Below are 24981 nucleotides of genomic sequence, written 5' to 3' on the forward strand. Positions count from 1 at the left end.
GTCGCGCGAGGCATGACATTCGCGGCTAGAGGGAGGGAAGGCTCGAGCCCTGTCGCCGGGATCTTGCCTATCTTAGTCGCGAGCTACCGTCGCTGCACGTGTTCGGGATGGCTGCCCCTGACATCCCGCCGGCCGAACAAGGGATTTTCAGGGTATACGACTTCGACCGGCCCGTAACGAGGTAACGCCGAAGCGGCAGCCCAGCCTTGCAGGGTCCGGACGATTGGCCTTTTTCCTGCCTCGCTACAGCTTCCTGCGGCAACCACTCCCGTGTGGCAGTAACAAGATCTGCGGGCGCAAAACTGCAGATACTGGCTTACGCCGTCGGCCGCCGAGGCGTGCTCATCACGCAGAGACCGGAAATTTGGAACCAGCTGGAGCGCCGGTGAACCGGCAACCTTAGCTTAGGTGAAGGCGAAGCACGCAACTCACTGCCCGTGGATGCGGATAGTAAACCTTCCTCTGGCTACTCTTCCTGGCAGTGCTATCGTCGCGTGCGCAAGATTTCAACGATCGAGGCGATGATCAGAATAACTCCGCCGCTTATCATCCCAAGCCCTCGGTATTGGCCTGCCAAACCACCGCCAACCCATGCCGCCGACGTAAGGCCTGCGAGGACAAGTGCGACTCCAAGCAAAGGAAGCCATTCTGGTGAGCGTGCCATGCCTTTAACCATAGTGAGCTAACGCCTCGCCTGCCGAATATTTCCTGCTCTCGCCGTCCGCTATACTGCCCCGCATGCTCAAAGTCATACGCTACGCCGTGGCGACGATGTGCTTCCAGCGCCGCTCGCCATGCCGATGTTTTCGGCAGTTGCTTAAGCGGATAATCGCAGGCTGCCCGGCGCAGAATCGCGAGTTTTGCGGACGCCGAAGACAAGTGTGGTGAAAGCGAAAAAGCAGATGTATTTTCCACTTGGTTCGGGTACTGCTGCGAGATCGATCATCCAGCTTGAGGTTTGGCCCATTCCATTCACTCCGATCCCAACGATTACAGAACCATCCGTTGAAATACCAATCGCCTTCTGCAGCTGCCAACCAAGTAGGTCAATGCCTTTCGACTGAAGTAGCTCGTCGAGCAAGGTAAGGCCCGAAGCTTCGCTCCACATCATCGCACGAAAGACGTGAGAAGGTTGAAACCTATCGTGCGTTCCAACTAGCACCGATCCATCTCCGCTTGCGTCGTAGGCTGCGATTGATACTCCCAATTCACGCGAAGGCGAGATCAGATTGACGCCGTCTCCTTCAGACCATGTGAAGGGATACATGTGCCAGGAGCCGCCAAAATCGACCTGATAGTTTCCAAACACGACCTTGCCGTCGTCACTCACGCCGATGAGGGGTTCTCCTCCCCCTCCAGCGAAGAACGATCCACTCACGGGAATTACCTGCGCAGCTTCTCCAGAGGTCCAATGTATTGGGCGAAACGAGGGGTAGTCGCCGATACCGACATGTACTTGCCCATCTCCGGAAATTCCATACGACAACCGGCTACTGAACTCCGCCCCAGTTGACTCGGTCCAGCTGAAGGCTTGCGAGCCTGACTTGCCAAATACAGTTAGGCCATCGGCCGTAACGAATTGCGCAGCGGAATTGGGGGCGTTGCGATCAAGGGGGGCCAGTGCTTGAAGTCCGCTGCTCTCGGTCCACCTAAATGCCGCCTCTTTCGAAATCACGTCGTCCCATGGCGGGGTATTTTCTCCAATTATATCGAACTCACCAACGCCTACGACGACCGAGCCATCTGAGGACACGTCAAGCGGCCTGCCATTAACGAAGCCGCCGCTAAAATCGCCGATCACATCCAATGAACTTCCGCGGCGCCAGCGCACCGCGCGTCGCTCGATCAAGGTGAATCCCTCTCCAGTTACCCGAGTGCTTTGGATGCCGATCGCAGTCGAGCCATCGGCAGAAATCCCGGTAACCTGAATTAGGCCTGGAATCTCGGAGAAGGTGATCGCTGCTGCTGATTCGGCTGGCGCGAAAACTGCGAGACTTAGGGCGCTGAGGGCAGCACAACAGGAAATCTTTCGCATATTGCAGAGCGCCTGATTCGAAAATCGCACACTTGAGTCATTGAGGAGACTAGCGTCCCACGAGAGGAATGCAGGATACATCTAAATTACTCTAGCGGCAACAAATCCCCCGTTAATGTCTTGAGTCGTTCGTCCCAGCCAGTCTCCCACCCGCCTCGGCGGCGGTTATACTGCCCCACATGAACAGACTCACGCTCACTCGCGCAATTTGGGCCGCGGCCCTCATCTCCATTGGCCTGCTATGGAAGGCTGACGCAAGTCGCCGCGACGCACGACATTCGTCGGAAGTTGCCCGGCTGAAATATGAAATCACGCGGGCTGAACATAAAGCTTTTCAGGCGAGAGCCCGCGTAGCTTTCTTGACGAATGTTCTGGATTCGGAGCGCGAGCAGCACGAATTGACTCTTGCCGGAACTAGAGTCCGCTCGAAGTAGATGCAGCGGCGCACATTTAGCCATCGCACTCCCGCGGCGGCGGTTAGAATGGGCGGCATGACGCGACCTGGATTCCAGTTCTCTCTCCGCACCTTCCTGTTCGTGATAACTCCAATCGTTGCATTGGCCGCGTGGCTGTACCCCGCGCTGAACTCGTTGGCGCTCGTCTGGGTTGGGTATTTGCTTCTGGCAGTGCTTCTCATGAAGGCCTTCCGTGCTCCTCGCTAACCCCGCCCCGGAATCCGGCGGCTAGGTCTGGTTTCGCTGGGGAGCGGCGGGGGTAGAATGCGGGGCATGAGACAACACTTAGTTATTTTTTCGATCGTTGTAGCCGCCAACATCGGAATGCACAGCGGTCGCTGTGAGACTTCACACAAACCGGTCGATTTCGAGCGGATCGGCACGCTCGACGGTATTCCTAAGGGAATCCATCGGCTCGGCGGGACCGATAGGATGTTTCTTATCGAAGATGATTGGGAGTGGGAGCGGTGTCGTCTGCTAATCCCGAAGTTGCCTGAGATTAATCTCAAGAGTAACTCGTTAATAGTCCTTACCTCCTGGCACGGAAGCGAGAGAACGCTTGACGCAGTCGCAATCGCTGGCGACTCGCTTGTCATCGCAATTACTCAGGAGATACCAGAAGTTGGCATAAAAACCGGGATGTGGAATGCGCCGCGATTCTTTGTGGCGAGCTTTCCAAAGTGGGAAGGCAACGTCGAGTTCGTGGTGAATGACAAGTTGGCGTTTACTCTCCTGCGAGGTAAATCGCTTGAAGAGTTCACTTACAAAACGTGGGAGGATTTTCTGCGATTGCACTCTGGTGGCCGCCCCGGCGGCGGCCTCCTCCGGCGCTACTGGAAGCAGCAATCGCCGACCATGAGTGACGAGCAGTTTATGGAGAAAATGAAGAGTTTCAGGATGGTCAATCCAGAACCATTCTATCGCTTATTCATGAGAGACCTAGTTGACACCCAGGCACGTGGAGCGCTTCCAGGTCTGTTCGCGCTTTTTGAGGCCATGGGAGATCACGACAAAGCCTTCACCCCAGCTTGGCAGGCTGCTGTCGCGATCGGGGGGGCGGACTTGGTAGAACATTGCCGCACCGCTCTTAAATCTCCCAACCGTAGGAGCCGCCACGCTGCCATGCTGATTCTGAAAAGCCTCGGCCTACCAGACACTCGGGAGATTGCCTACAGCCATTTTGCTGATTCAGAGAGTTGGATGGCGGCCCAGGCTCTGGAGCTGCTGCGGGCGATTGGGCCGAATCCCGAAGACGAAAAGCACATGGTGGACGCTCTTAAGAAGCTGGCGACGATGGCGGTTGCCCCCCCTCCATACGATGCACGCATCGGCAACCGAACACTTGAGCCAGTAAACAGGTTGATCTATGCAATCAGCACGTTGGAACACCCTTCTCACGCGGCGATAGCCGCAATTGAGGAGGTCGCGAAAGGCTTTCCGAGTGTCAGTATCCAAAAATACGCGAGGGAGGCGTTAGACAGGCCAACGGCTGCCAAGCAGGATACATCCCCTCGTTAAGAAGTCAGAGGCAACGCTTCGCGCTGTCTTAGCCGCCCGCAGGGATGAGCGAATTCGTTCAACACACTAACTCGCGTTCTAGAACGTGTACTCAGGCGGCGGAGGGTCGATCTTAGCTTCCGGAAACAACTCTCGCAGACGTGCCGTTTCCGTTGTTTTGTTCTCGCCAGGTGCAACGTAGATCGAATGTATCATCCGATCTCCCAGTAGATCTCGTAGCCAGCCCACTTTCGTGGAGTCTGGCGAGTTAGGTCCAGGAAGCGGCATAGATACAACGAACGTGTGGTGGCCTGCGTCCATCGCTTGGACTCGGCGGAATACGAAGCTGTATTTCCAGGCTACCACCGCCACGATCGCCGTGACGGCTAGTGCAACGCGGAGTGTGAAGCGGGGGCGGGGCATGGGGAGAATTATGCATCAACGGTCCGCAGCTTCGCCACTTCGTCTCTTAGAGCATCCAGTTCTTTCTTTTGTAATACCGCCTGATGGCAAACGAACATGAACGCCAGCGGCATAAAGCAGAGGTATGCAGTCATCCCCACTCCACGCGCACCCGTCGCAGCGTAACCCCACATGTCCGCGACGAGCGCAATCGCCGCTACGGCCGCGGCATAGTAGAAAGCCACCATCGGGGACTTGTTGGACGCGGGTGTATTTGTCTTCATGAAGTAAACGCCTCTGGCTAGAAAAGTGCGAACGAGCGAATCACGAGTGTACCAGTCGCGTCGCGCTGGCACTACTTTCGGAAAATGGACCGCACAGATTCGCCGCTCGTGCGTCTCCACCTCTCACACTCACCATCGAGCCGCGAGAGCGCGTGAGGTGGGCTGCTAGGACTTGCTAGCACGAATGCTTCGGGATTGAACGATTCGCCCGTTCTGCGATCGACTACTCTTCTTCGTCGCGGGCAGGGGAGGGCAGGCGGTCCGCAACTACTTCTCGGAGGGCGTGCTGCGCTGCACCAAGAGCGTACAGCCGGCACGCGTCGAAGATTGCGTGTAGCCGGTCAATTGACAACTGCTCTGCAGCCTCGCGATTCTTGATGATTGCTTTCGCCTGAGTTAGCAGACTTCGGTCGGCAATAGAGTCGCAATCGATTGTCCGTCCGGATATCTCGATCTGCCGTGAAGTGTCGGGGGGCATAGGTGCAGCACTTCTAAAAAGTGACAGTCGGCCCAGCCACCAGCTCTCCAGAGCGTCCCTAACTGGACCGACTACCGGTTGCCCTGGGCACCATCCCGCACAGGGCAACAAGGTAGATGGCTAGGGGCGTTCGCTCTCATCGCAGCGTTTTGCTAATTCAGCGGTCAACTGCGAGAGCGCAGTGAGTTCGTATCGCTCGCAAACCTTGCTCATCTGCACGAGTTCGGCGGAGGGGTACTGGTCGCAATCCGACCGATGACCGTCTAGAAGAATTGCCGACTGTAGCAGCTTTCGATCGTCGGCTGATTTGCAAGCGATCATCTTGCCCTGGTATTCGAGCGGGAATAGTTTTTCGGTATCCATGGTCCGCCTCTGTGCTCGGTGGTGTGTCGAGCGATAGAAGATGCAAGCGGCGCGCCGGGATTCTCTGAGGGCAAAAACTCGGTATTTGCGCACCAGCAGATGCGGCCCGAGCCATGGCCTTGCTAGTGTGAATCTCCGCCCCCATACGCAAGAGAATGGAACCAAGTGCTGCGAGATTCACAGCAGCAATCTGGCAAGCTAGCCAACCAGCTGATGCAAGAGGCTGACGGGGGCGAGCCGATCTTTCTCGACAACTGCTGCCCGGCGGCAGTGGAGCGTGTGGCTGCTGACGCTCGACGCGTGCGCGTGAAGCGCGATGTGATTCCGTTCCGAGCGAAGCGGCGCTAGCAACCTGCAGCGAAGTGACGCCGTACCGAGGGGCAGCCCGGTACGGTCGTCAGCTTCACAACGTCCATTCGCCGCAGGAGCGTGCAACGCGGCGACAGCGGCATTTATAGCGTCAAGTGAATGACAACCGCATCTGCTAAATGGTAGTTCCGAGGTTCTCTTGCGTGAATGCGAGATTATTGGCAGGCGGCGGGGTTATTTGTTCGGCCGAATGCAACTAAGCGCCCAGCCGTAGAGCCCGATGACGAGCACCCCAAGTCCGATCACGAACACGACCGGATTGAGTCCGGCGAGCGTTGCTGCCGAGCAGAGGATGGAGCCTGCCAAAACGACGATAGAGCAGCTAATTGCTTGCATGGCGGCGGGGTTATTGGCGACGTCGGACCGCTGCGAGGGCGACTAGGGCCGAGGCACTCAGTGCGATAGTTGAGGGCTCTGGGACTGTAACAACCTGGCCAGCCAAACAGAATCGCGTACGTCACAAGATTGAATAAGCAAAAGGCCCGCCGGTTACTCGACGACTTTTACCGGCTGTGAGCCGCCCTTCGCGCACCGCCGACGCTGTCAAAGGCATCCTAAATTCGGACGCAATTGATGCTTAACGCAGGTCTTTCCCTCCACGCTGTGGTTGGCAGTATCGGGAACGAGCGTCGTCGCCGCGTTGCTGGGGATGCCGGTGACGTTGTGATAGTTGGCTACAGAAGCAGACAAAACTATTTATAAGAATTCGTAGGCGATGTAAGTCTTGAAATGACTTTGCAATAGAGAAGTCGATTGCGAATCTCTTCAATGAACTCTGTGCCAAGATTAGGGTTCCCCGTCACATCCAGCGCGATGTAGGACTTGCCTACCTCGTTGAGCCCCTCTTTGAGTCTCAAGGTCTCAATTGACGGTATCATTTCAACCAAAGCATCCTCAGTTACCGAGCGGTCAGTAAGGTCAACGTACGGCACGTAAACAAAGTATTCCTCTCCGAGGAAATCGTGAAACCACTCCCATCGCGGTTCGGGAATCTTCCCAGCCGTGTAGAACACGTCTTCGCGTTGTATGGTGCGTAGGGGCTTGCCGCCCAACGACTCAATCTTAGCAATCGCCACCGCTTGACGCTTTCCAACCTGTATGTGGTAGCCAGCTAGTGCGCTAGCAATCACGATGCAGGTCACTAAAAGCATCATCGCACGCAATGACCATCGCCTCAGATTTGAAGTGCGCGGCTTGCAAACTTGACCTACTGGCTTGTCCGCTTGAGAGTCGCTACCCGACATGAAATTCCCTTTCCAAAAAAAGACCGTCGCCAGCTCCTCCTAGAGAACTGGCGACGGTCCTCCCTGCCTTACTCACTTCAATGAGGCCCATCGCGGTGTCCACGGAGCGAGACCGCGTCTTGCGGATCGCAGCCGGCGGCGAGCGTTTCGGCTGAGCGCGATTGTAGCTGGCGGAGAAGAGTGGGGACAAATTGGCGATCAGGCGACTGCCCGGTGGCGAAGCGATGCTAAGCCGATAAGCGCCAGCATGGCGAGCAACGCACCTGCGGGTTCGGGAACTATCGCGACAGAAGTAATTCGTGGCAGCGGCTCAACGACAGTGCCGCCAGCGAAGTCATTTGCGATCACCAACACCACTTGTAAGCCCTCTGGATTGAATAAGAGATCGCCTGATTCAATGGCCAACTCAATTCTACCTGTTCTGTAGCCAGAGAATGCGGAACCAAAGTCAACAATCGTTGGTGTCCCGGAAGTAAATGAACTCATCGAGGACTTCCATAGACCAGCGGGGTGTAAGCCGACGGGGCCATTGATCTGGCCGACCAAAGAATTCACCGTGACACCAAGCAGTTTCGATTCGATGTATAGCGAAAAAGACACAGTACCTACGGAGTTCGCGATCACACTATTGTCAAAGCCTAAAAACAGAACATCAGGCTCCTGATCGAAGGGTCCATGAAGCTCGAAGTCCAGTCTCAGAGCTTGGCCGCTGGTGAGTTGTAGCAACTCCCCAACCGCCGAATCACTCAGCAAAAGACCGACGACGAGAATAACTATTCCTCGGATAGTCATTTGGCAACTGTTCGCTGGTCCGGTATTCGGGACGTAAATGAAACACACATTCTAGCAAATCCCTCGGTTCAACGAACGTCAATCTGCCGAAGCCGGTGTCGACTGGCTGGACGACAACGGGTGGTCGGTACGTTAGCAGGGCAGGGCGGTGGGATTTGGCTCAATTCAGTCGCGACTAATTGCGGATACCGAATCTAACTTTGCACTTCACCCAAATGTCGCGACTCGGATTGGCCGGACTGAACTCATCGCCCCCCACCGAGGCGCTTCCGGCTACGGCCGCAGGTGCACCCATGATGACGCCAAATCGGCCGCCATCTCCGTTCCAATCATAGTCGCCGCCAAAGCCCGACCTACGCTGAGACCACGGCCCCTCTTCCACTCGCAACACGTCGCCAAGTATGACGCCCATCTGCTTGGCGAGCGACTCAGCCTTAGTCCTAGCGTCGTCGTAGGCCGCTGATAGCGCAAAAGACTGAATATTGCTTTCCGAATCGAACACTGGCTGCCTAAGGTCAACACTCATGGAGGTCTTTCGTTGCCACGCAACGGTTCGAGTGATTCGAGCGTTCTGCTGAGCCGACTAAAGTCTTTAACTTTTAGAATTATCGTGCGAGAGGCTGTTTCGCCAACATTCTTACGCGAGTACCACGGCGTTAGGCAGCTCAGGCCGCCCTCAACGATCTCTTCGTCTGCGATCCCGTTCATTCGCAGATGGGCAACAGCTTCTTTCCAATACTCCCCCGCCTCGGTGAGCGCTGTCTCCTTTTTCGCAGCTCGAATTTCAACCGTAACCTCGGCGACGAACTGGGACGCAGTCTCGGTGAATTTCCCCTCCCCAGTTATCTCGACGTATTGCTGTGCTTCCATGCGCGCTGATCCTTTTCCTACCAAAGCAGTGCGGTGAATACCCGAACCTCTTCCGCGATCAGTCTACTGGCCGGAGTTGCATGCACTCAAGTCGAGTACCTATCAGCGATGGCAAGCTTCAGCATTTCTCCGCGTGTAATTGGGGATAGAGATGACCACCATTTCGCAAGCAAGGCGAGTTCGATCGTCTGCGCGTCGTTTGGCGCGTCGGTCGTTACCTCTACTATGGTTTTCTTCGAGGAATTCGCGGTTTGTTCGAGTGCTGTGCCGCCCACTTGGACACTAGTACACTGACGCAACGAGTCGTTTTGACTAGTAATTTCTGAGTCGGCGTGCCCGCTAGACTCTTCGGTACTGCCCTCTACAGCTGCTGATGCTGACTGCACCGCCGGTGCAGATGCCCTTGCGGACCTCTCGAAGTCGGCGCCCGTACTTGTCAGTAGTTCTCTCGGGCGACGATTTGGCTGTGCCTCAGCCACTCAGCCGCCACGTGAGATGGGAGCTCCGCAGCGAGTTCAGTCGCCCGAGTCGCGCATAAACTGGGGATCGCGAAACGACATATTCGGCCGGTCTAGTGCATCGCAGATTCCACGGCCCCCAGGCCTGACCGCAAGTAGTGAAAATGGACGTCGCTATGGTCAGCAAGGAGGGACATCGGCACTGAGGTGCACACGAGCCGCTTCGAGACCATCAGCGCCGTCAGCCGTTGTCCAAAGGGGTTGTCGTGGCAGCCCGCTTGCCAGATGCTAACGCGATCACACTTCCAGGTTTCGCGCGGTCCAACCGTGCAGGCCTTCGTCGGGATGCTGGCAACCTGTCCGCCGCCACTGGTGCGCGCATTCTGGATGACCGTCATCGGATGAAGATCGACGATCCGTGCGCCCAGTTTGCGATATTCCGCGGCTGGCGGCGGTTCGTGTCTCCACTTACCGCTGCGCGGCAGCGGATCGTTGAACGCCCAATGCTTCACTTCGCCTTGGCCTCCTTGCATCACGGCGCAGCGGAACTGATCGAAGCTATCCGAGAACACCTTCAGGTCGCCGGTGGGAAAGTGGATGTTCTCGCGACGCGGTCGCAGCTTGCGGTCGATGCGGTTGAAGCATAGCTCCATGTCTGCACGAGCGAAGCTCAGCGGGTGGTCAATACCGACAGGCCGTCCCGCTTCGACCCATTCGTCCATGCCCCAGAAATGAGCGTCGACCTTGCTCAGGTTGAGTTCGATCGAGTTGACGATTCGCGCTACGAGCGGCAACTGCTCGGTCGGCCCGATTGGTCCGCAGATGCCCGTCGGATTGTCCGGAGAACTTTGTCGCCAAGCGTCGATGTATTCAAGCGCTTCGGCAAGGTAAAACTCTTCGAGAGTGTCGTAGAGGTGAATTGTAAAGCCTGGCCGCGCGAGCCCCTTCAGCGTGCGCTCGTTCAACCGGGCCGCGTCGGCGAGGATTGCCGGGTCGAGAGTCGTGTAGTCCCACCAATCGGGAGCGACTTTGCTGAGCGGTCGTGTCATGCTCGCCTCGGTTACGGCGTCGCGTCGTCGCTTCAGATGAGGAGTTGAGATCGTAGACATAGTGGATATTGGCGAGGGGCGGTAGTGGATTTCTGGAAAGGCTGGGGCACGCTGCGCCCCCGCGATAGGAATTGGGCGGGCTTCTTCTAGGGTTGAAATTCTTCGATGGCGCCGCTCACTTTTTTTCCTCGATGCCAGACGGATTCGATCGATTGGAAGTTTTGGACGTCTTCGGTCGGGTCGGCGTCGAGGATGACGAAGTCGGCTAGCTTGCCGGCGACAATCGCGCCGCGATCGTCGAGTCCTAACGCCGCCGCGGCGTTAACGGTGGCGGTTTGCAATGCTTCGAGCGGCGTCAGCCCGGCTTCGCATAGAAGTTGGAGTTCACGATGCTCGGCGAAGCCTGGAATGCGGACCGGATTCGCGCCCGAATCTGAGCCGAAACCAAGTCGTACGCCGGCCCGTTGCAGGGCGAGCAAGTTCTGCTGATTCATGGCGACCGCCTTTCGGCTATCAGCGAGCTTGCGGTTCGCGAGAATGCCTTCGCGCCAGCTAGCGCTATCGAATTGTTCGCGCAGTGCAGGCTGTAGCGCGTGTTGGAAGAAAGTGGTACCCATCCACTCGGGACGATCGGCGTAAATGTAGGCTGATTCGTCGACGCCGATCGTGGGGATGTAGATGATCTTGTTGTCGTTGAGCAGTTTGATCAATTCGGCGTCGACAGGTTGGTCGCGGACGGCGTGGGCCAGCACATCGACTTTTAATTTGGCGAGTCGCTTCGCGTCTTCGAGGTAGTAGACATGCGAGGCGACTCGCAGCCCTTGAGCGTGGGCCTCGTCGATGACGGCCGCATAGATCTCGGGCGACATTTTTACTGGCAGACTGCCGCGGAAATCATCGACCCAGATCTTGATGAGGTCGGCGCCCCGCTGTACCGATGCGCGAACAGCGGCTCGCGCCGCTTTGGGAGTGGCGGGTCGATCGAGCTGCTCCTCGCTAACTTTGACTGCCCCAGCCGGCGGGGCGCCGTCGGCGACGCCAATGCCGCGGTCGGCTCCATAGATGTCGGCGCCGGGCAGTTCGCCGGCATGTAGTTTGTCGCGTAACTCGTAGAACAGCGGCGCATTCAACCCTAGCGACCCGAGCGTCGTCACGCCGTACGCTTCGTACTGTTTAAGCTGCCGCAGAATGTTAGTTCGTGTGTAATTTGCCGAGCCGTTTTCCAGACCGTCGACCTGACCAATATGGGCATGCGCGGCGATCAATCCAGGGATGATCGTTTTACCGGTGACATCTACGATGTCCGCGTCCGTAGGAGTGTCCTTCCGACCCTGCGATCCGACGAAGGCGAAGCGATCGCCCTCGATGAGGACGTCAGCATTGACGACGACGCTGCCATCGCCGACGAGGACTTTTCCGCCGCGTAGCAGCGCCGGGGCTGATAGTGCATCGCCGGCAGCACCGCCGAGAGACGCCGTTAATGCGACTACAAAAGTGATTCGTAAGTAATTCATCGTATCATCCGCCTGAATCGATCCTCGTACATCCTTCGAACTCATCGAATCATCGCGTAACGCGCAGAAATAGTAGTGCTCAAAACCATCGTTGACTACGCACAATGCTATCCAGTTTAAGGGGTGATGGCCGCGCTGCCGATCTTCGCAGGACGTTCCGCTTGCAGTTCAGCCGCATGACGCCATGTTTTGAGAAACGCTAGCAAGTCGGCCATTTTTTGTAGATCGAGTTGTTGCTCGAGCCCTTCGGGCATCAGCGACTTTCCGCTGGTGAGCGACTCAAGGTCCTCTCGCAAGATGGCGACTTGCTTGCCGTCGGCTCCGAGCAGGACGATGCCGCTTGACGTTTCCGAACTGATGATGCCGCTATGACCGACGCCGTCGTAGGTGAGCGCGACGTAGTTCACGAAGTTGGCATCGACCGCTCGGTTGGGATCGAGGATGTCGGTGAGCAACTGCGCGGAGGTCTTCATCGAAGAGTCGCCGATGTCGGGGCCGATCGCAGTTCCTTGATCGCCGACGCGATGGCAGCTCGCACAATTCACAGCAAACGCCTCGCGGCCACGCCCGGGATCGCCGGTCAGCTCAAGCGCCGCTTGATACCGGCTGATAACCTCTTCGCGACTCTTCAGTTGCGCGGCGAAGAGTTGCTCCGCTTGGCGACGAATATCGGCGTCGGCGTGCTGCATCAGCTGCAATCGGCGCGCAGGATCGATGTCGGCCGCTTCGATCGCCCCGTCTGCGGCGGCCGTCAGCAGTTGCGACGTCCATGCGGGCTGTGTGCAGAGCAAATCGAGGCTGGCACGGCGAATCGCGGGAAGTTGCTCGGGAAACAACGACAAAATCGCTTCGGCGACGGCGGGCGTCGCTTGCGATTGCAAGGCTGCGATGGCGGCCGTTTGGATCTCGGGCGGTGGCGACGCTTGGAGTATTTCCAGTAGCGCCGCGCCGGTTGTCGGCCGCGAATCGAACCGCAAGAGCTTGGCTGCGGCGATGCGTTCCGAGGCGTCTGATGTAGTTGTCGAGAACTCGGACAACGCTTCGTCGAACAAGCGCAAACTTGCCTCGACGGCTGACTTATTCTGCTCGGCAACTAACGCGAGCGCGGCTGGCAGGCTGGTTCCGTGGAGTTGCAGGGCGTCGTTCGCAGCTTCCAACAACATGCGGGCCGTGGGGGAGTTCACGCGGTCGACTCGCTCCAATACGACGGCGACCTGTTCCACGTTCCCACTGGCAACGATGGCTGGCAGCAGTTCTCGCAAAAGCGTCGGCGAAACAGCAACGTCATCCTGCCCAGCAAGTTGCGGCGATGCCTGATCGAGTAGAGCCAGCAGCAACGGCGAAGCTAACTCCCGTGAAGCCAAGGCGACGGCGCGGCAAATCCAAAGGTCGTCGCCGCTGGCCGCTGCGATTTGTTTGAGCGGCTGCAGCGCTTCGGCGGCGGGAAGAAACATGGAGGTGAGCGCCGTTTGAAATCTCACGCGGGCGTCATCGTCGCTGGCAAGCTCCATCGCCTGGCGCGCCAGTTCGGGAGAATGTTCTAAAAATGGTTCGCACAGAGTGAGCCCAAGCGATCGGATTTCCGGCGATGAATCAGCCAGCGCCTGGGCGGCGATCGCCGGCGTCATGCCGCCCATGGCGACGAGCGTTTGCATCGCAACGTAGCGAGTGGCCGGCGAATAGCTCCCACGCGCGAGCGTCGAGAGCGTGGGCAAGACGCTGGCGTCGTTGAGTTCCAGCAGTCTTCTGGCCGCCGTGTCGCGAATCCAAGGATTGGGTGATTCGAGCAGTGACGCGAGTTCGTCGGCTACGCTCGAAGTAAGTGGTTCTGGAATCGCATTTCCAGCTCGCGGCGCGGCGGCGCGAATACGGTAGATGCGGCCACGATCGCGACCATCGTGCATATCTGGACGATTGCGAAGTTCCGGCGGCATCCACTCCGGATGCTCGATCACGGCACGATACATATCGACGACATAAAGTGCACCGTCAGGGCCGATGGAGAGGTTCACTGGGCGGAACCACTCATCAGTAGCCGTTAAGAACTCGGACTTGTCGTCGATCGGTCGAGCCCGCATAGTGGAACCGTCAGACGTCACCCGCTCGCGATGCACGAGGTTTGCCGTTGGCTCGCAGACGAATGCGTCGTTGGCCGCTGCGTCCGGCAGCGCTCCGCCGCCGCGATTCAGTTCGACTCCGCACGCGGCTGTGAACTGCCCGGAGTGCTGGGCCGACGTAGTGATTGCTCGACTGCGAGGAAAGATGCGGGAGTCCGCCCCAGCAGCGGCGGCGTCCTGCACGATGCGCGACAGGACGAGCTTCGGGTTTCGATCGAGGTAGCGCTGCTCGATCATTACTTCGATCAGCGGATTGCGGTTGCTGCAGGTGAAGCGGCGACCAAAATCATCGAGCGTCAATCCGAACTGGCCGTTGCCGCTGACAGCGCGACACTCACCCGTGCGTGGATTGAAAGCGAAGTCGCGACCATTGATGGAGAGGGACGGCGCGTCGGGTAGGCGTAGGTTTTTGATCTGCCCGCCGCGAAGTCCCCCCGCCACGTAGATCCAGCCGTCGGCGGCGAGCGTCGGATGATTCGCGCGGAGTTGCTCATTGAGCTCGGCGAAGCCTTGATACCAGGTCTCTTTCTTGTCGGCTCGACCGTCGCCGTCATCATCTGGGAAGTAAGCAATCTCGCCCGCGAGCGTCACGAAGGCGCCCGAGCCCCACAGCTGCAAGCCAGTGGGAAAAAGCAGGCCATCTGCGAAGACGCGAGCCGATTCGAAACGGCCATCGTGGTCTTTGTCTTCGAAAATCTTGATGCACGAGGATGGTTTTCCGCCTTCGGGCAACAGCGGGTAGTCCCGCATTTCGACCACCCACAGCCGTCCTTGCGGATCGAAAGCAACGGCGACGGGATCGACTACCTCCGGCTCCGCAGCGACGAGTTCAATCTGATAGCCGTCCGGAAGACGGAAATCGACGAGCGCGGCTTCCGGAGCTAGCGGTTCACTGGCGTCGACCTGATCAGATAGTAAAAGCACCGCTAGCGCAGCGAACCACCGCCAGCCATGGCGAGGCCGTCGTTGGGCGAACAATCGACGTTGTTGTTCCATCGCGAGCATCAGGCAGCGAGAGAAGCGTTACTTCTCTGTTCCTTTCAATTCTTTCAACAACGCCACGGCAGCGTCGACCATATGCTCGCCTCCGCCTGGTTCCAGCTTTGAATAGGTCGGCTCGTACCCTCCTTCGGCATATCCCCGGCGCGTCGGAATGTAGCCGGGGTAGTCGTTGCACAGCTCAAGTACGAGCGTCTTCGCGAAAGGGGAACGCTGCTTAATTGCGAGCCCAAGTTCCGTGAAGAGTTCCCCGGGCAGCGCGATGACTGCCAAGGAATCGCTCAAGCAAAACGCTTGCACGTCGACCGGCAGCGAGCGGACGCCGTAGTCGTTAACGCCTACTATTTTGACTGCTGCGACTTGCTCCATTATGGGCATTTCGCGCGTTCCAACTTTTGAAAGGTTCTCCTTCGCCGCGGTAATTTCGGCTGCAGTGAATTGCTGGAACGGGACTTCGATCCTATCGTAGGCGAAACCAAGTTCTGGCTTGTCGAGCGGCTGGGCCGTTTCTAGGGATTTCAGCGCCGTGGCGGCGATCGTTGCGCCGATCCGCTCTGCTTCTTCATGACTCTTCTGCGGGCGATCGTGCGAGACGTCGAAGTGATTGACGTCGCCGCAGGGGCCGATGCCGAAGATCGAAATATATTGCGAGCCAAACGTGCGTCGCAGATCTCGTTCAAGGTAGAAAGGGAAATCTGCCGCGTATTCGGTGCCGTCGGTCGTATCAAGGTGCAGCCCGAACACTGTTAGGCCGGCAAATGGCTCTCCATTACGACGAAATTGGAGCAGGCCGAGCTCGACGTCGGTGGGGCCAGCGGGACGATCTATGTCGGGGTTGAGCTTGCCCGGATTCGTGATGACCGAGCCATTCTTCATGAAGTAACGGCGGTTGAATGCGAGATCTCGTTGCGTAGCGAATGATGCGGAGATTTCCGCAGGCTGCATGCTCTGGCTCGCAACGGCGATCGCTTCGACGAGCTTCTTCGCCAGTTCGGCGGAGTAGTCGATCGCTTCGTGCCTATCGACGCCAGTTTTCGCGATCGCTTGTTCGTGAAAATAGTCGCGTAGTGCTCCGAAGTAGAGCGGACCTGTATGGCTATGGGTGGCGGCGATCACCACCTTTTCGGCCGGGATGCCTGTGGCGGCTTCGGCTGCCATGCGCACCTGCGACGTCAACGAGGCGGGAACGCCTACCAAATCGCAAAATACCCATGCGAACCGCTCGCTCCCTTGTTTGAAGACAATCGCCCTGGCTTGCAACGGGTTCGCCGTGCCGGTACTCAATCGCTCGTAAAAGTACCCGCTCATCCGGTGGCCGATTGGCGGCGTGACGTCGACGACCGCCAGGCCGATGGAAATCGATTCGGAGTCGTCCGCTGCAGCCGGCGAACTGGTGGAGCAGAGGGCGAGCAGAGCGAGGACAATCACAGCAAACAGCGACGGTCGGTCTTTCAAGGACCGACCGTCGCCGCGTCTCGTGCTGCCCCGCCGAGACTGCCGTTGAGCGGAACTGGCCGTTGAGGAATCCACAACTGACAGACAGAAATAAAAACGTGGCAGAGCGGGCGCGGCGGCGAAGGAAACGGCGGCGATTGAAGCGTCGGTTGTCGACAAATCGAACCTCACGGCGGAAGGCAAATAATCTGCGCGGCTGTGCACCGATTCGATTGCACGCTCGTCGCATGGGTCTCAGTCTACTCCCCGCGCGTCGAGTTGGTAGAAAACGCAGGTTGCAATATTTTGCAAAACGTTTTCGACTTCCCTTCAACGCTCAGGCGACGCGGCGTGCGATCTCGCTAGACTGGGCCTGCGGACAGCGATTTCGACCGCCGGGACGGCCTGCGACGACGACTTGAAAAACGAGACTGATGCGACGATTCTACGAAAGGCGGGCAATCGAAACGCGAGTATTGGATTCCATACCATGCGAGAAGGGCGAACGATGTGGAAGAGAATTCTTGGAGCGACGTTGGCGTTTGTACTGCTGCACCCGACGCTCGGGTTCGCGGCGCCCAACATCGTCTTCATTTTGGTCGACGACCTCCGCTGGGATGATCTGGGCTGCGCCGGCAACGATTTTGTCAGCACGCCGAACATCGACCGCATCGCTCGCGAAGGGGCGCAGTTCCAGAATGCCTTCGCCACGACGCCCCTCTGCTCGCCGAGTCGCGGCAGCATTCTCACGGGGCAGTTTGCCCGAGTGCATGGCATCACAGATAACACAGACCGGAGCGAGCAGAGTCACCGCCTTAAGACGTTCCCGCAGGAACTGCAGCGGTCGGGGTACGAGACCGCCTATGTTGGCAAGTGGCATATGGGGAACGATAACACCCAGCGTCCGGGCTTTGACCGCTGGTTTTGCCTGACAGGGCAGGGGACGTCGTTCGATCCGGTCGTCAACGACGACGGCAAGGAAGTGCAGCGGACCGGGTACGTGACGGACGTGCTGAATGAAGAGAGCGTCAAATTTCTCCGTGCCAAGCACGCGAAGCCCTTCATGCTCTACCTCTCGCACAAGGCGATTCATCCCGAAACCTACCAAGGCCCCGACGGCAAGCTATCAGATCCGACCCTGTCGAACTTTATTCCCGCACCTCGCCACAAGGAACTCTACAGCGACGCGAAAATTACGCGCCGCCCCAGCGCCGGCGTGCCGCCAACCGACAAGCCGGCGCTGCAGCAGAAAATCGACGGCCTGCCGCCGCTCGGCCCCGAAACCGGCAGCAGCGACACGGTGATTCTCAATCGCCTGCGGATGCTCAAAGCCGTCGACGAGGGAGTCGGCGAGATTGTGAAGGCGCTTGAGGAGAGCGGCGAACTCGACAACACGCTCATTGTCGTGGCCGGTGATCACGGCTATTTCTACGGCGAACATGGCCTGAGCATTGAGCGGCGTTTGGCCTTTGAAGAAAGCATTCGCATTCCGCTGATCATGCGATATCCGCCGCTCATTGCCGCCGCGAGCGAGCCGGCGCCGCTCGTGCAAACGATCGACCTCGCGCCGACGTTCGTCGAGCTGGGGGGCGGGGATAGTCAGCCGGCATACCAAGGGCGCTCGCTGCTACCGCTCCTGAAGGGCGAGGATCCCGCCGACTGGCGGCATGCTGTGCTCGTGGAGTATTTCTCCGACACGGTGTTCCCCCGCATGAAGCAGATGGGATACGAGGCCGTGCGCGGCGAACGTTGGAAATACATCCACTTCACCGATCAGCAAGGGATGGATGAGTTGTACGATCTGCAGAGCGATCCATACGAACTTCACAATCTCGTTGATAATCCAGACTCTGCCGGCGAACTAGCGGAGATGAAGGGCGAGCTCAAGCAGCTCTTGGAATCAACCGCCTCGCGCTAGCGCTGTTTTGCTTTGCCACAATCGTCGGAAGCGACAACAAGATGATGCGACAAATGACAAAATTGCTGACGTTTTGCTTCGTACTATGCATCAGCATGGCGCTCGCGAACGCGGAAGGGCTGCGGGTGGGCAGAGCCGCCGTCGACATCACGCCGCCGATCGGCACGCCAATGCTCACGCCGCAACGGCCGCCGTTCGAGGTGAAGCTTGCGGGGCAAGCGCTCGACCCGTTGCAGGTGAAAGCCGTTGTGCTAGAGCAGGGGGGAGTGAAGGCGGCCCTCGTGGCCTGCGATCTTACCAGCTTGCCACTGCGGCTTTCGCAGGAAGCTCGCAAGCTGATTGGCGAAACGACCGGCGTCGATCCGGGCGCCGTCATCATTAGTTCAACGCACACCCATACGGCGCCGCAGATTCGGCTGAAGTACCTCGGCAAGGCCGACGACGAGGCGAAACGCAAGGCCGCCGAGTACGTCGCCGCCTTGCCGGCCAAGATCGCTGAAAGCGTCAAGACAGCCGAAGCTGACTTGCAAGAGGCGACCGCGTACGCCGGCTACGGCGTCGAAGACTCTGTGAGTTTTAATCGCCGCTACTACCTGCGCGACGGAACGGTGGCTGCCAATCCGTTCAAAGGGGAAGATCACCGACTTGGCGAAGTCTTACGTCCGGCGGGGCCGACTGACCCGAGCGTTGGCTTGGTGGCCTTCAAGAACCGTGAAGGAAAGCCGCTCGCCGTCATGGTGAACTTCTCGATCCATCTCGACACGCTAGGAATCGATCAACCGTCGGCCGACATGGCGGCCGCCGTTTCGCGGATGCTGCAGGCGGTTCATGGCGAGCAAATGTTGGTCTTTTGGGGCAGCGGGGCGTCGGGGAACGTCAATCACTACGACCTGAGCGATCCGCATCGTTTCCGCCGCGAGAAGGGCGTCCACGAAACGACCCGCATCGGGACGATCATCGCGGCCGCCGCGCTCCGAGCCTACCCCAAGCTGGAACCGCTTCGCGACGCCCCGCTACGCGTTGGCCACGAAACGGTATTGTGCGACTACCATCCCGAGAAGACCGCCGTGCTGCGGGTGCGGATGAAAAATTCGACCCGCTACTTCGATGGTGAAGTCGACGTCGTGCCGGATGGCGATCGCCTGGCGTTTGAAGCTGACGTCGAAGTGATCGCGCTCGGCAACGAGTTGGCGTGGGTCGGGCTGCCCGGCGAAATGTTCGTCGAGCTCGGGATGAACCTGAAGAACGCTTCGCCATTCCGCTACACGATGATTCACTCGCTAGCTAACGGCGCCATCGGCTACGTCCCTAACTTGAAGTCGTACCCCGAGGGGTCGCGGGAGGTGCTCGCCACGCGCTGTGCCCCCGGCACAGGCGAACGATTGATCGAATCGGCGACCAAGCAATTGGCTCAGTTAAAAGGCGTCGTCGTTCCGCAAACGGTGCAGGCGCCATGAAGTTATTACCAATAATCGCTACCGTTGGCGTGCTGCTGTTCGCAACTTCGCTGGTTTCGGACGCTTCTGCTGCTCCGCCCGAGCTGAGTTGGCATCAACTGCAAACGGAGTTCATTGCAGGGAAGGGGTGGAATAAGACTGCCTCTCCATTCGACCGCCTTCCAGCGGTCGCTGAGAAAGCAGTTCGGCCGCCAGTCTGGAAGCTTTCGCGCGACTCTGCCGGGATGAGCGTTGAGTTCACGACCGACGCCGGTTCGCTGGCGGTGCGGTGGACGCTCCTCTCGCCTCAGCTTGCAAAGCCGCATATGCCGGCGACGGGCGTGAGCGGCGTCGATCTTTACGTGCGGCAAGGGGAACGTTGGCAATTCGTAGCGACTGCACGACCGACGAAGTTCCCCACTAACGAAGCAATGCTCGCCGTCGGTCTTGGCAACGGCGAGAAGCGGTATCGGGTGTACCTGCCGCTCTACAATGGCGTGGGGTCGCTCGCGCTCGGCATTCCGCAGGACGCATCATTCGCATGGGATAAGCCCGACGCTCGGCCGCCGATCGTCTTCTACGGCACCTCAATCACGCAGGGTGGCTGCGCGTCGCGACCTGGCATGGCGTATCCCGCGATCTTGGGGCGTCGACTTGAGCGACCCGTGATCAATCTCGGGTTCTCCGGCAACGGCCGGCTAGAACCGGAAATGGCTGATCTGCTCGCGGAACTCGACCCCGCGCTCTACGTCATCGATCCGCTGCCAAACAATTTCCCCCAGCAAGCCGCGCAACGGCTGCCAAAATTTCTGGAGATCATTCGCGCAAAGCGGCCGACGACGCCCATCTTGTTGGTGGGCGGGCCGCGGTACGCCGATTCGCTGGCACTCGCCGCGCGGGCTGAGCGCGTCGCTGCCGCGGATCGCGTCGTTGAGAAGATCATTCAAGATCGACTGGCCAAGGGGGATACGCAGCTTTATTTCGTCGCGGGCTCTGACCTGGCGGCCAACGGCGGCGACGCTACCGTCGATGGGACGCATCCGACCGACTTGGGATTCATGAGCATGGCAGATGACTTGGAACCTGCGATCAAAAACGCTTTGCAACCTCGCTAACCTGAACTTGTAATCCGACTGCCCCACTGGGCGGTTGCACGTTAAACGGAGAACTTTCGCATGTCGATTTCTTACCGCCTCTTGGCGTCCGCTCTGTTCCTGGCGGTCGTGACCGCTTGCACCTGCCATGCCGACGAAGCAAAGTCGCCCCCGAGCGAAGATGGGTTCGTCTCGATCTTCGACGGCAAGACGCTCGACGGTTGGTGGCCCCACACCGGCGTGCCAACGTTCCACGTCGGCGGCAAGTGGGAAGTCGTCGACGGCGTCATCGTCGGCCAGCAATTTCCGCCCGACAAGGGGGGCTTTCTCGCCACGAAGAAGAAGTACGACAACTTCATCATCCGCTTCGAAGTGAACATGGACTACCCGAGCGACAGCGGCGTCTTTCTCCGCATGGGCGAGGATGGCAAGAGTCACCAAGTGACGCTCGACAATCGCCCTGACGGACAGTTCGGCAAGATTTATCTGCCGTGGACGCAGTCGATGGTCCATGAAAGCCCCGACGGCATCAAATCGTTCAAGCAAAAGGAATGGAACGAAGGAGAAATCCGCATCGAAGGTGAACCGTCGCGGATTCGCTTCTGGTTGAACGGCGACCTTGTCACCGACTTCCAGCACACGGCCGAGACGACCAAGGGGGTGCCCGATTCGGGGTACATTGGCTTGCAAGTCCACCCGACCGTGGAGAACATGAAGCACTTCGACGAAGGGAACAAAGTCCGCTACCGCAACATTCGCATCCGGGAAATTAAGCCGGGCGAGAAGGTGGAGTAGGCCCCCCCCCGATTGTTGAGGCGACTCGCAGCGTCGCTTTTGCCACTCCTACTTTGCCCTGAGCTCGTAGTCGTATGTTGATCGTTCGCCGCCGTTGGATTTCGGGAATTCTCGCTTGCGCGGTGCTCACGTGCGCGCCGTTGGCCGGTGCTCAAGAGTGGGCCAAGGCGGCGATCGAGGCGTCGCCGCGGCACATGGAGTACGTCACCGTCACCCACGGCGATCGCAACGTCGAGTGCTTCGTCGCCTATCCCGAAGTCGCTGAGAAGGCCCACGCGGTCGTGCTCATCCACGACATCTCGGGGATGAGCGATTGGATGCGGAGCATGGCGGATCAGGTTGCGGAGGCGGGCTACATCGCCATCGTGCCAGATCTCCTCTCGGAGATGGCGCCTGGCGGCGGCGGAACGGAAACGTTCGCCAGCATTGATGACGCACGGCGAGCGATCCCCAAGCTGCCGGCGGAACAGATCGAGGCCGATCTCACAGCGGCGGCCGATTACGTCATCAAACTGCCAGCTGCCAAGGGGACCGTCTCGGTCGCTGGGTTTTGCTGGGGGGGCGGGCAGTCGCTCCGCTACGCGACGCAGAATCCAAAGCTAAGCGGGGCGATGGTTTTCTACGGTTACGAGCCAATCGACGCGGCAGGCGTTGCGCGCGTCGCGGCGCCGGTGTACGGCTACTACGCCGAGAACGACGCACGCATCAACATGTCGATTCCCGACGTGGAGAAGCTAATGGCCGATGCAAAGAAGACGTTCGAACCGCTCAAGTACAAAGGGGCGGGGCATGGCTTCATGCGGCACGGACAAGATCCTGCCGGCACGCCGGAAAACAAAGCAGCCCGCGAGGCGGCTTGGAAGCGCTGGAAAGAGCTTCTGAAGACCTACTAGCGGTTGGCGTTAGCGCGTTAGTTCTTCAATCGCGCTCATCAGTGTCGTTTCCACTTGCGGCGCGGTTCGCGACGCCCGACCCGTTTCGTACCCTCCCTCGGCGTACGAGCGGTGGAGGCCGATGTAGCCGGGCCCGTAATCCCCGTACGCCGCGACGCAGACGAACCGCGTGGGGGCCAGCTTTTGGGCTGCAAGCTGATACTCGACGAACGGCTCGCCGGGTAGGTGCAGCAGGTCGACGGGGCCGATTCGCAAGCGGCTCAGCACGATGGGCCGGCCAGCTTCGCTCCTGTCGAGGTACGACAAGCCCCGCGCCGCTTGCAGGCGATCGATCAACGGCGCCGACTTGTCGGCCAGCAGTTGTTCGAGTTCATCGCGCTGCAGCCATGCTGCGAGCGGCAACTGCACTTCGAGCGATTTCCAGTCAAACTCGAGATCGCGGAGCGGCGTCTTTTGGATGTTGTTCCAGGCTCGTTTGTGACCAGCTGCTAGGCGTTCGGCGAGTTCCGTCCGTCGTGGCGGCGTGCCGTCGTTGTACTTCCCCCCGGCCACGTTGCCGCTGGCGCCGTTGAAGTGGATGTGGAAGACGTCGGGGAGCGCCGCTTCGCGCGCTGAGCGTGCCATACCGACAAAGTCGGCGCTCGCTTTACCGGTGCGGTAATAGCTCTGCGGGTGGGTGGCGTAGTACGTGAGGGCTAGCAATGGTTTGTCGTCGTTCCAAAAGCTTACGACGCGAGTATTGGGATCGATCGTTCCCTCGGGAAGTTCACGCAATCTCTCGCCCGCCGATGACATGCGCTGCTCGGCCACCTTGCCGTCGGGGCCCAAGATTCGCCGATTGGAGGCGACTCGTTCAACGGGCCCCTGTCCGTATCCAAAATGTGTGGCAGGCCGCGCGATGGCGATCGCCTGCTCGGCAGCTTTTGCCACGCCTTCGATCGCGTTAAGCGAGAAATCGCGGTCGAGCAACTCTCCCTCCAGGCCTGCTGAGGCGGCGTGTTCCTCAGCGCCGAGGTCGCAACCAGGCGCGTCGTGCTGGTGAAGCGTCTGCACGGCAACGCGATCGGGAGTCGTACCGCAAGCCTTCGCGATGGCAGTGCGCCAACGCTCGTGGCTCCCGTTGGCGATGCCAACCCAATCGACGGCCACGAGTGCCACCGGCGTCTGCCCTTCCGGCAGAAAAATCACGCCGCGGGCCGTGAGACGATCGTCGACGCCCGTGGCGCGCGGCACCAAGCCTAAGCAAAGCGGCGTTCCCACCGGCGGCGTCACATCGACTGCGAATTGCGCGATGCGGAGTTCCGCAGCGCCGCCGCTAGCCGCGAGGCACGTCATCAGCGCTACGACGATGGCGGCAAGTGAGTGAAGTTTCGTTTTCACGCAAGCTCTGCTCCAAACTGAGTCTAACGGCGACGTCACTACTTCGGAGCATAACGGCCAGATCGTTCGTTTGCCCCCAGGAATTGCGATCGACCTTGCAAGTTGTCTTAAAACATTTCCAACATCTTGCGAGCCGTGTGGCGCGCTCCGTTATGATCTCGCTACGTCGAACAAACCGTGCGGCGACGCTCGGCTCCATCACTTAGTAACGACTCGCTCCCATGAGAAAGCATTCCTTCATCGTCGCAGCATGGATCCTCGCCGTGGCGACAACCACGTCGCTGCAAGCGGCGCCGGCGAGCGAGCCGAGCGCGACGCGCGAGGCGATCACGCCTGGCGACGAGCCGATCATTCTCTTCGACGGCAAGACGCTGGGCGATTGCTACATCTGGCTCAAAGACGCGGGACGCAGCGACCCGGAGCAAGTCTTCCGCATAACCGATGGCTTACTTCACGTCACCGGCGACGGCCTCGGTAGCCTGATCACCAATCAAGCCTACAAGAACTATCACCTCGTCCTCGAGTACAAGTGGGGCGACAAGACTTGGCGCGACCGCGAGAACTCCGCCCGCGACACGGGGCTGCTCGTCCACAGCAACGGTGTTGATGGCGGCTATCAAGGAATTTGGAAGCCTTCGATCGAAGTCCAAATTATCGAAGGGGGCGTCGGCGATTTTGTGTTCGTTAGCGGCAAGGACGAAGCTGGGGAGCAGGTTCCGCTGTCACTCACCGCACCAGTTTCGCTCGATCGCGACGGCGAAGTGGTTTGGGATCCAGACGGCAAGATGGAAACCTACGGCACCGCAAACCGCCGCCGCATCAACTGGCAAAAGCGCGATCCCGACTGGAAGGACGAGAAGGGTTTTCGCGGTCCGCACGACGTCGATAGCCCTGGCCAGCAGTGGACGCGCATCGACGTTTTCGCCGACGGCGACCGAATCACGACGTTCGTCAATGGCGTGAAGGTCAACGAAGCTTCCAACGCCTCGCCGACGAGCGGGCAGATTCAGCTGCAAACGGAACTGGCCGAAGTGTTCTTCCGTCGTTGGGAGCTGCATCCGCTCGACGGCGGGCCGGCTCCTGCACCGGCTGAACAGTAGGCGAA

23 protein-coding genes are annotated in these 24981 nt (G+C 59.1%); 8 read left to right on the plus strand and 15 right to left on the minus strand.

The window, feature by feature from the left end; genetic code table 11:
- Positions 1-817: 817 nt before the first annotated feature.
- Positions 818-2035: a hypothetical protein gene (locus ACQY7R_RS07775; RefSeq protein ID WP_428305036.1), complete on the minus strand. Its 1218-nt coding sequence runs from the start codon at positions 2033-2035 to the stop codon at positions 818-820.
- Between the two features lie 728 nt (positions 2036-2763).
- Here ACQY7R_RS07775 and ACQY7R_RS07780 point away from each other — a divergent pair.
- Positions 2764-4008, plus strand: a complete 1245-nt coding sequence (locus ACQY7R_RS07780; RefSeq protein WP_428305037.1) for a HEAT repeat domain-containing protein — start codon at positions 2764-2766, stop codon at positions 4006-4008.
- Positions 4009-4418: 410 nt separating this feature from the next.
- Here ACQY7R_RS07780 and ACQY7R_RS07785 read toward each other — a convergent pair whose 3' ends face one another.
- From ACQY7R_RS07785 to ACQY7R_RS07795, 3 genes are all read right to left on the minus strand, one after another.
- Positions 4419-4673, minus strand: coding sequence for a hypothetical protein (locus tag ACQY7R_RS07785; protein ID WP_428305038.1), 255 nt, complete (start codon positions 4671-4673; stop codon positions 4419-4421).
- A 223-nt stretch (positions 4674-4896) separates the two neighbouring features.
- Positions 4897-5151 (minus strand): hypothetical protein, encoded by a 255-nt coding sequence (locus ACQY7R_RS07790; RefSeq protein WP_428305039.1) that lies wholly within the window; start codon positions 5149-5151, stop codon positions 4897-4899.
- 120 nt (positions 5152-5271) lie between these two features.
- Positions 5272-5514: a hypothetical protein gene (locus ACQY7R_RS07795; protein ID WP_428305040.1), complete on the minus strand. Its 243-nt coding sequence runs from the start codon at positions 5512-5514 to the stop codon at positions 5272-5274.
- Between the two features lie 165 nt (positions 5515-5679).
- Here ACQY7R_RS07795 and ACQY7R_RS07800 point away from each other — a divergent pair, with 165 nt between their 5' ends.
- Complete coding sequence (locus ACQY7R_RS07800) at positions 5680-5862, plus strand: hypothetical protein (protein ID WP_428305041.1); 183 nt, start codon at positions 5680-5682, stop codon at positions 5860-5862.
- Between the two features lie 195 nt (positions 5863-6057).
- Here ACQY7R_RS07800 and ACQY7R_RS07805 read toward each other — a convergent pair whose 3' ends face one another.
- The 10 genes from ACQY7R_RS07805 to ACQY7R_RS07850 all read right to left on the minus strand — a co-directional run bounded on the left by ACQY7R_RS07805 (position 6058) and on the right by ACQY7R_RS07850 (position 16354).
- Positions 6058-6219 carry a hypothetical protein gene (locus ACQY7R_RS07805; protein WP_428305042.1) on the minus strand — a complete coding sequence of 54 codons (162 nt, stop codon included), beginning with the start codon at positions 6217-6219 and terminating at the stop codon, positions 6058-6060.
- A gap of 10 nt (positions 6220-6229) precedes the next feature.
- Positions 6230-6325 (minus strand): PEP-CTERM sorting domain-containing protein, encoded by a 96-nt coding sequence (locus tag ACQY7R_RS07810; RefSeq protein WP_428305043.1) that lies wholly within the window; start codon positions 6323-6325, stop codon positions 6230-6232.
- A gap of 250 nt (positions 6326-6575) precedes the next feature.
- Positions 6576-7127 (minus strand): hypothetical protein, encoded by a 552-nt coding sequence (locus ACQY7R_RS07815; protein WP_428305044.1) that lies wholly within the window; start codon positions 7125-7127, stop codon positions 6576-6578.
- A gap of 198 nt (positions 7128-7325) precedes the next feature.
- A complete protein-coding gene (locus ACQY7R_RS07820) occupies positions 7326-7919 on the minus strand; it encodes a hypothetical protein (protein ID WP_428305045.1) in 594 nt (197 codons plus the stop codon).
- A gap of 175 nt (positions 7920-8094) precedes the next feature.
- A complete protein-coding gene (locus ACQY7R_RS07825) occupies positions 8095-8445 on the minus strand; it encodes an SIMPL domain-containing protein (RefSeq protein ID WP_428305046.1) in 351 nt (116 codons plus the stop codon).
- Positions 8442-8789, minus strand: coding sequence for an SIMPL domain-containing protein (locus ACQY7R_RS07830; protein WP_428305047.1), 348 nt, complete (start codon positions 8787-8789; stop codon positions 8442-8444). Before ACQY7R_RS07830 ends, ACQY7R_RS07825 begins: the two co-directional genes overlap by 4 nt.
- Positions 8790-9360: 571 nt before the next feature.
- Positions 9361-10296 carry a glucosamine-6-phosphate isomerase gene (locus ACQY7R_RS07835; protein WP_428305048.1) on the minus strand — a complete coding sequence of 312 codons (936 nt, stop codon included), beginning with the start codon at positions 10294-10296 and terminating at the stop codon, positions 9361-9363.
- Between the two features lie 146 nt (positions 10297-10442).
- Positions 10443-11810, minus strand: coding sequence for an amidohydrolase family protein (locus ACQY7R_RS07840; protein WP_428305049.1), 1368 nt, complete (start codon positions 11808-11810; stop codon positions 10443-10445).
- Positions 11811-11926: 116 nt separating this feature from the next.
- On the minus strand, positions 11927-14923 hold the full coding sequence (locus ACQY7R_RS07845; protein WP_428305050.1) for a PVC-type heme-binding CxxCH protein: 2997 nt from the start codon (positions 14921-14923) through the stop codon (positions 11927-11929).
- Positions 14924-14950: 27 nt separating this feature from the next.
- Positions 14951-16354 (minus strand): neutral/alkaline non-lysosomal ceramidase N-terminal domain-containing protein, encoded by a 1404-nt coding sequence (locus ACQY7R_RS07850; RefSeq protein ID WP_428305051.1) that lies wholly within the window; start codon positions 16352-16354, stop codon positions 14951-14953.
- 496 nt (positions 16355-16850) lie between these two features.
- Between ACQY7R_RS07850 and ACQY7R_RS07855 the strand changes: the two genes are divergently transcribed.
- The 5 genes from ACQY7R_RS07855 to ACQY7R_RS07875 all read left to right on the plus strand — a co-directional run bounded on the left by ACQY7R_RS07855 (position 16851) and on the right by ACQY7R_RS07875 (position 22496).
- The gene (locus tag ACQY7R_RS07855) at positions 16851-18278 is read left to right on the plus strand and encodes a sulfatase family protein (protein ID WP_428305052.1); all 1428 of its coding nucleotides are present in this window, start codon (positions 16851-16853) and stop codon (positions 18276-18278) included.
- Positions 18279-18331: 53 nt separating this feature from the next.
- Positions 18332-19735 carry a hypothetical protein gene (locus ACQY7R_RS07860; RefSeq protein ID WP_428305053.1) on the plus strand — a complete coding sequence of 468 codons (1404 nt, stop codon included), beginning with the start codon at positions 18332-18334 and terminating at the stop codon, positions 19733-19735.
- Positions 19732-20829, plus strand: coding sequence for an SGNH/GDSL hydrolase family protein (locus ACQY7R_RS07865; protein ID WP_428305054.1), 1098 nt, complete (start codon positions 19732-19734; stop codon positions 20827-20829). The genes ACQY7R_RS07860 and ACQY7R_RS07865 overlap by 4 nt, the downstream gene beginning before the upstream one ends.
- A gap of 60 nt (positions 20830-20889) precedes the next feature.
- Positions 20890-21603: a 3-keto-disaccharide hydrolase gene (locus ACQY7R_RS07870; protein WP_428305055.1), complete on the plus strand. Its 714-nt coding sequence runs from the start codon at positions 20890-20892 to the stop codon at positions 21601-21603.
- Positions 21604-21677: 74 nt separating this feature from the next.
- Positions 21678-22496, plus strand: coding sequence for a dienelactone hydrolase family protein (locus ACQY7R_RS07875; RefSeq protein WP_428305056.1), 819 nt, complete (start codon positions 21678-21680; stop codon positions 22494-22496).
- A 9-nt stretch (positions 22497-22505) separates the two neighbouring features.
- Here the strand turns inward: ACQY7R_RS07875 and ACQY7R_RS07880 are convergent, their stop codons facing one another.
- Positions 22506-23876, minus strand: a complete 1371-nt coding sequence (locus tag ACQY7R_RS07880) for a hypothetical protein (RefSeq protein ID WP_428305057.1) — start codon at positions 23874-23876, stop codon at positions 22506-22508.
- Positions 23877-24097: 221 nt separating this feature from the next.
- On the opposite strand from ACQY7R_RS07880, the gene ACQY7R_RS07885 reads away from it, so the two are divergent.
- Positions 24098-24976 (plus strand): 3-keto-disaccharide hydrolase, encoded by an 879-nt coding sequence (locus ACQY7R_RS07885; protein WP_428305058.1) that lies wholly within the window; start codon positions 24098-24100, stop codon positions 24974-24976.
- Positions 24977-24981 lie beyond the last annotated feature (5 nt).

Origin of the sequence: Lacipirellula sp., from assembly GCF_965279485.1 — a bacterium.
In the GTDB taxonomy this organism is placed as follows: domain Bacteria; phylum Planctomycetota; class Planctomycetia; order Pirellulales; family Lacipirellulaceae; genus Lacipirellula.